The following is a 6,373-nucleotide window of genomic DNA, read 5'->3' as shown; positions in this document are numbered from 1 at the left end:
ATGGAATTCCGGGCAGCGGTACTCACGGGAAAGCGTGGGTGCCGCTGAACTATTAAGCATCATTGTTTAAAAAGTTATTGCCAATCGATCGAGACTGTGGTAATATAGTCTGCGTCAGATTGCTGACAGAGAAATGCGCGAGTGGCTCAGTGGTGGAGCACCACCTTGCCAAGGTGGGGGCCGCGGGTTCGAATCCCGTCTCGCGCTCTTATAACGACAAAAGGGACATCCGTAAAGGATGTCCTTTTTTGTCGTTGTTCGAGCACGGCCGTGCTCGAACCGTTCGAATGTCTCCGCTGTCGCTCCGGTCGGCGCAGAACCGAGGTCCACCGGACCTCGTGCGCCGTCTCGCGCTCTTGTTTATAATTCCTATAAGCGTTACCTGTCTGTGACATTTGCGTAAGTATGTTATAATGGTCAAAGGTTTGGGCTCAGAGAAGGGAAAAAGTGATGGTGACATTTTTTAATGCCGTCTCCGCTGTGTTCATGATCTTCAGTATCATGGCGGTCGGCTATCTGATGGGAAGAGCCGGATGGATGACCGGCACCGAGAAAAAATTTATCAGCCGTTTTGTGGTTAATATCGCCGTTCCGATGAACTGCATTACCGGTGTTCTTCAAAACCTCAAGCGCGATGCTATGCTGGAAATGGGAACGCAGCTTCTGGTTCCGGTTGTCGGAATCTTTATCTGTCTGGTTCTCAGTGACCTCGCGGCGAGATGGCTGAAGCTCCCAAGAAAGCGTTACGGAATCTTCATTGCGATGGCATTTATTTCGAATACGCTTTTTATCGGGCTTCCGATTGCCAATGAATTGTTCGGGGACGTCTCGATCCCGTATGTCATGATGTACTATATGGGAAGTACGATTTACACGCAGACGGTTGCGGTTATGCTCTGCAAGAGCGCCGGAGAGATGTCCAGTGAAAAAAAGAAATGGTCGGCCGTGGTCAAGGATATTTTTACAAAACCGCCGGTTTTGGGCCTCATTGCGGCATTTACGCTTCTGGCGCTCGACGTTCGCCCACCGCAGATTTTTATGAGCTTTGCAAAATACATGAGCAACACGGTGACGCCGCTGGCGCTGATGTACTGCGGATTTATCGTCTATGAGCTCGGAATCCGCAACATCCGTCTGGAACGGGGAATCCCGATGATGCTGCTGATCCGCCTGATCATTGCGCCGGCAATCTGCGCAGGGCTCTGCGTTCTGTTCGGTGTTCACGGCCTTAACCGCAGCGTCTTCATCATCGAGGCGGCGCTTCCGGTGGTATCTCAGATCACCGTCATGGCAGGAAATTACGGAGCGGACGAGAAATATGCCGCCGCGGGATCGGTTCTGTCCATGCTGGGAATCTTTATTACCGTGCCGATTCTGATGGTGATTCTGACCTGATCTCTTCAGGACTGCTGACAGAGGAATGCTTTCTGCGATGAAAGCAGACGGGACGAATCATCAAAAAAACAAAAAATATCAGTCAAAGGTGCTGACGCATCCGAAGAAGACAGTTCATGAGAAATCATGAGAGCTTGTCTGCGGATGCGCAGCACCGTTTTTGTTTCATAGGAAATTTCTCTGAAATTCCCTATGAAACAAAAGCGCTCCGCGAGGATGCGCACGCCGCTGTAAGCAAATTCACTAAGCTCGAAAAGACCAGCGGCGGCGCGCAAAGTTCGCTTGCGGACTTTGTTACGCGGCTAACTCGCCAAAGCCTGTGCTTGCACGAGGCATTGGCGACTGTCGCGGTAACGAGCGAAACCCGCGAAGCGTGGTTCGTCTCGTTTTGTCATAGGCGTGAAAGCGGGAGCCCGCCGGGTATCCCATACTTTTCCGGAACGGCGCGTATTTACACTTTCTGTGCATTCATCCGCCACAGAGAGGTTCTGCTGACACCGATGCTCTCGGCCGCCTTTGCATTGGTGTATCCGAGGTAATGTTTCAGTTCATCTGCGGTCCGCTGCAGACGGGACTGTATTCTGCCTGAGGTCTCTGAGGCCGGGGCGGTTTCCGGATTTTCCGTCTGATGCCGTCTCCGGATAAATTCCGCGAGTTTCCCCTCACCGATGGCATTGACCAGTTGGCTGTGCACTGCTTTCGGAGAGAGCCGTGTGCTGGCCGAGATGGAGGCGGAGAAACGATCGCTGACCGCCTGCATTTCCGCGGCGTTGCCCGGCCAGTTGTAAAAGCACAGAAGCTCACAGGAGGCAGGGTATTTGCGGATATCGAAATTCTTCTCGTACCGGTGACTGACAAAGCGGTTGAACATCATCGGAAGGTCTTCCTTTCGCTCGCGGAAAGAAGGAATGCGGATGGTCTGCGTTGTGAGGAGCGCGAGCAGATCCGGCCGGATGTTTTCGGTTCCGTCTTCGAGGTTGAAGAGTGTGATGAAGCGGACATCCGACACTTTCGGGGCAATGCTGCCGACCGGAAGATACTGGTTTCGCGAGATGGCGTCCATCAGACAGGCCTGAACTGTGCGGTTGGCGCACTGAATATTCCGAAGGATGACGGTTCCGCGGTTTGCGTGCTCAATCAATCCCGTGAACGGGGCGAGAGTGTCGGTGCTTCCGAACAGACTCCGGCCGACTTCCGTCTCCGAGATGGTGGAGAGATTGATGACAATCAGCGGCTGCTGGGCCCGGTCGCTGCAGGAATGAAGACACTCGGCGATTCGATGTTTGTTTGTGCTGTATTCCCCGATCACAGCGGTCGGAAGCGTGTTCATGGAAAGCCGGTTCCCGAGGGAGACGACCTGTTTCATGACCGGCGACTCCGTTATGAGATGCTTCCACTGGGTTGCCTGCAGGGAAGGGGAAGCGGCGGGAGAAGAGGACTGCTTCCGGTTATCGATCCGGAGTGTGGTGAGGGTTCCGATCTCCTGGCCTTTGATCTGAATGCGGCGCTGGGTGCAGCGGAAACGGATTCCGCCGATGATGCGGAAGGCCTCCTGTTCGACGAGCCCTTTCCCGGACAGATGGGAAGGATCCAGATTCCGTGCGACATCGCGCAGATGCCGGCTTTTCAGCATGATGCCGGGGATGCCGATATAGCTGCTGGCCAGATTGTTAATGGTGGTAATGATGCCGTCCTCGTCAGTGATGATGATTCCGATGGGGGTGTCCCGGATCAGCGCGTCGGTGATTGCGGAGAACCGGTGCTCCTTCCGCAGTTCCACGGCAAACTGTCTTGCCTCGGTGATCGTACGGCGGATGGAGTCCGCGCCGACATAGACGAGCATGCTCTCCCGGCCGAGATCTCTCGCGGTCTCGCAGGTCTGCGATGCACCGATGAAGACGTCGTAGGGGGAGGTGCGGATCGCTTCGCGAAGTTCATTGCCGTCGGAAAAGGTCAGAAGTCCGATCTCGGTGTCAGTAAGACGGCTGAACAGCTCGACGTTGGGCGGGACCGACAGACTGTGCTGTACGATACAGGGGCGCTTTCCCTCCCGCATCGCCCGGCGGATCGCGATCAGATAATCGGTATTGTGTACGGCAAAACGCCGCAGATGCACTTCGCTGTATTGTGAGAGGATGGCGGCATTGGCTCCGCCGGCAATGAATACGTCATAATCTTCGCTCAGAATGGCGGAAATGTTATAGGGCAGCGTGTCGGCGCTGCTCTCAATGACGGTGATATTGGTGTCGTCAAACTGAAGACTGGACAGTGCCTCCCGGACCAGCGTGGTCAGCTGCTGATAGACCAGGATGCAGAGACGGTAGGTCTGGCTCATGGCTTCTCCTCCCTTCCATGAAAGCTGTTTATTGCGGAAATAATCGCAATTCATGTTCTGCAAATAAAACAAGACGGATTATTGTGCAGTATTTACAAAAAGAAAAGAAATATGACAAATATATGCGTCAAAACGTATTGCAATCGTAGCATATAGTTCAAAATAATGAAACATTTTCGGGCAGAAATGTTTCAAACAGATTAAACATTCAATAAATGAAACATTTCCCGCCGGTTTTATGATTCTATTTTCAGAATGTTGAGGCCGGTTTTTATAAACTGCTACAATCCAGACAGAAAAAAGGAAAGAAATTGTGCACATTTCCCCTTCATTTCCGCCTGAGCCGCCAGCGGCAGCAAAGGCTTCTGACAACAGAATTAGGAAAGGACGGAACGAGATGAGTAAGGGATTACTGGATGGAGTCATCGTGCTCGATCTGACCAGAGTACTTGCCGGTCCGTATTGCGGGATGCTCCTGGCAGACATGGGAGCGACTGTGTACAAGATCGAGCAGCCGGGAAAGGGTGATGACAGCCGGGCGTTCGGACCGTTTAAGAACGGTGAGAGTGTCTATTACATGAATTTCAACCGAGGTAAGATCGGATGCACCCTGAACCTCAAGGAGGAAAGGGGAAAAGAACTTTTCCGGGAAATGGTGAAGAAGGCGGATGTGGTGATCGAAAACTACCGCCCCGGCACCATGGAAAAACTGGGACTCGGGTACGATGAGCTGAAGAGAATCAATCCGAAGATCATATACGGTGCGGTATCGGGATTTGGACACACCGGTCCGTACAGCAGAAGGGCCGGTTACGACATTGTCGGCCAGGCGGCCGGAGGTCTCATGAGCACGACCGGATGGCCGGGAGGCGCACCGACCAGAACGGGAACACCGATGGGAGATGTTCTTGGGGGACTCAGTCTCACGATCGGTGTTCTGGCGGCGCTGGATCATCAGCACCGCACCGGGGAAGGTGAGAAGGTCGATGTCGCGTTGGTTGATTCCGTCGTATCCGCGATGACAAACATCAACATGATTTATCTGGCGGACGGCCGAATCCCGCAGAGAATCGGCAATCGCTATGAATCGACGTACCCTTATGATTCCTTCCGGACCAAAGACGGAGACGTCATCATCGGGGCGGGCAACGATAAGCTCTACTCCCTCCTCTGCAATGAGATGGGACAGCCGGAGCTGGCGAAGGATCCGCGGTTCCTTACCGTGTCGGACCGGGTCAAAAACCATGAGGCGATGAAAGAGGCTGTGGAAGCATGGACCGTCACGCAGACCGTCGATGAGGTGGCAGACCGTCTGAACAGGATCGGAGTGCCGTCGACACCGATTAACACCATTGACCGTGTGGTTCGGGATCCGCAGATTGCCGGGGCAAGAAATATGTTCCCGGAGATGGATCATCCGGTTGCCGGAAAGATGAAGCTGACCAACAATCAGCTGAAATTTACCAATTGCCCGGCCGATCCGGTTCATCCGGCGCCGACGCTCGGACAGGATAATGAGGCGGTTTATGAGAATTTCCTCGGTATGGACAAAGATGCCGTGGAGACACTGAAAAAAGAGGGAATCATCTGATTCGCGGTTTTACTGCAGAGTCAGAGGTTTCGGCAAATGTCTCTGCAGCGTCCTTGGGACGGGGAGACAATCATGGAAAAGAAAGTAGATATTATCGAAGTCGGTCCGCGCGACGGGTTTCAGAATCTGAAGGAGTATCTTCCGGCGGAAAAGAAGATCGAGATCATCCGGGAACTGATTGATTCGGGTGTAAAGCATATGCAGATCACGAGTTTCGTCAGCCCGAAGGCGATTCCGCAGATGCGGGACGCGGCGGAGGTGGCAAAGGCGATTCTTCCGGATTATCCGGATCTGGATCTGTTCTGTCTGGTTCCGAATTACCGCGGCGCAGCCAATGCCGCCGAGGCCGGATTCCGGAAAGTGGCCAATGTGATCTCTCTCAGCCGGAGTCATAACATGGCGAATATCCGCCGCACACACGATGAGAGTTTTGCGGAGCTCGGAAAAATCATCGATGAGTACCCGGAGCTGACGGTGTGTCTGGATGTTGCAACGGCATTTGGATGCCCGTTTGAGGGAAAACAGCGGGATGTAAAAAAACTGATCGATTTCGAGCGGAGAGGATATGACCTCGGGGTGAGACTCTTCAACCTCTGTGACACGGTCGGTATGGCTGATCCGAAACAGGTGCGGGAGTTTGTCACCGCCTCCAAAGAGGCGTTCCCGGATGCCCGCTTTGAGTGCCATATTCACGACACCAGAGGCATGGGCATCGTCAATACGCTGGCGGCAGTGGAAGCCGGAGCGGACGGGGTACAGTCCACGCTCGGAGGACTTGGCGGATGCCCGTTTGCCCCGGGGGCGTCGGGCAATACCGCAACCGAAGATCTGGTATTTATGTTCAACGAGATGGGGATGGAGACCGGAATCAGTTTTAAAAGCATTCTTGCCGCCGCAAAAAAGGAATTTGCGGAGATCGAGGGAAGTTATTCCGGAGCAAATCTGCACGTGGAACATACCATTGACGAGCATGTGGAAAATCCGTGCTTAAATTGAATAAAGAGATATGATTAACTAAAAAGTCAAAAAAATATCCGCAGCTTAGACGCCGG

4 protein-coding genes and 1 tRNA gene are annotated in these 6,373 nt (G+C 53.4%); 4 read left to right on the top strand and 1 reads right to left on the bottom strand.

The window, feature by feature from the left end; translation table 11 throughout:
* Positions 1 to 135 precede the first annotated feature (135 nt).
* Positions 136 to 207, top strand: a tRNA-Gly gene (locus BMW41_RS10015).
* A 243-nt stretch (positions 208 to 450) separates the two neighbouring features.
* Complete coding sequence (locus BMW41_RS10010) at positions 451 to 1,395, top strand: AEC family transporter (RefSeq protein WP_074649955.1); 945 nt, start codon at positions 451 to 453, stop codon at positions 1,393 to 1,395.
* 451 nt (positions 1,396 to 1,846) lie between these two features.
* Here the strand turns inward: BMW41_RS10010 and BMW41_RS10005 are convergent, their stop codons facing one another.
* Positions 1,847 to 3,730 (bottom strand): PrpR N-terminal domain-containing protein, encoded by a 1,884-nt coding sequence (locus tag BMW41_RS10005; RefSeq protein WP_074649954.1) that lies wholly within the window; start codon positions 3,728 to 3,730, stop codon positions 1,847 to 1,849.
* Positions 3,731 to 4,127: 397 nt separating this feature from the next.
* Between BMW41_RS10005 and BMW41_RS10000 the strand changes: the two genes are divergently transcribed.
* Together BMW41_RS10000 and BMW41_RS09995 are read left to right on the top strand one after the other, a co-directional pair.
* Positions 4,128 to 5,321 (top strand): CaiB/BaiF CoA transferase family protein, encoded by a 1,194-nt coding sequence (locus BMW41_RS10000; protein ID WP_074649953.1) that lies wholly within the window; start codon positions 4,128 to 4,130, stop codon positions 5,319 to 5,321.
* 72 nt (positions 5,322 to 5,393) lie between these two features.
* Positions 5,394 to 6,317 carry a hydroxymethylglutaryl-CoA lyase gene (locus BMW41_RS09995; protein WP_031471953.1) on the top strand — a complete coding sequence of 308 codons (924 nt, stop codon included), beginning with the start codon at positions 5,394 to 5,396 and terminating at the stop codon, positions 6,315 to 6,317.
* Positions 6,318 to 6,373 lie beyond the last annotated feature (56 nt).

The sequence above is a fragment of the [Clostridium] aminophilum genome (genome assembly GCF_900101295.1).
Taxonomy (GTDB): Bacteria; Bacillota; Clostridia; order Lachnospirales; family Lachnospiraceae; genus Clostridium_R; species Clostridium_R aminophilum_A.
The sequence above is the reverse complement of the archived record's forward strand: the minus strand, read 5'-3'. Positions and strand labels throughout refer to the sequence as shown.

Bases quoted from the DNA above. Each gene is read 5' to 3' on its own strand.
- BMW41_RS10000 (WP_074649953.1), top strand. From the start codon at position 4,128: ATGAGTAAGGGATTACTGGATGGAGTCATCGTGCTCGATCTGACCAGA.
- BMW41_RS10005 (WP_074649954.1), bottom strand. From the start codon at position 3,730: ATGAGCCAGACCTACCGTCTCTGCATCCTGGTCTATCAGCAGCTGACC.
- BMW41_RS10010 (WP_074649955.1), top strand. From the start codon at position 451: ATGGTGACATTTTTTAATGCCGTCTCCGCTGTGTTCATGATCTTCAGT.
- BMW41_RS09995 (WP_031471953.1), top strand. From the start codon at position 5,394: ATGGAAAAGAAAGTAGATATTATCGAAGTCGGTCCGCGCGACGGGTTT.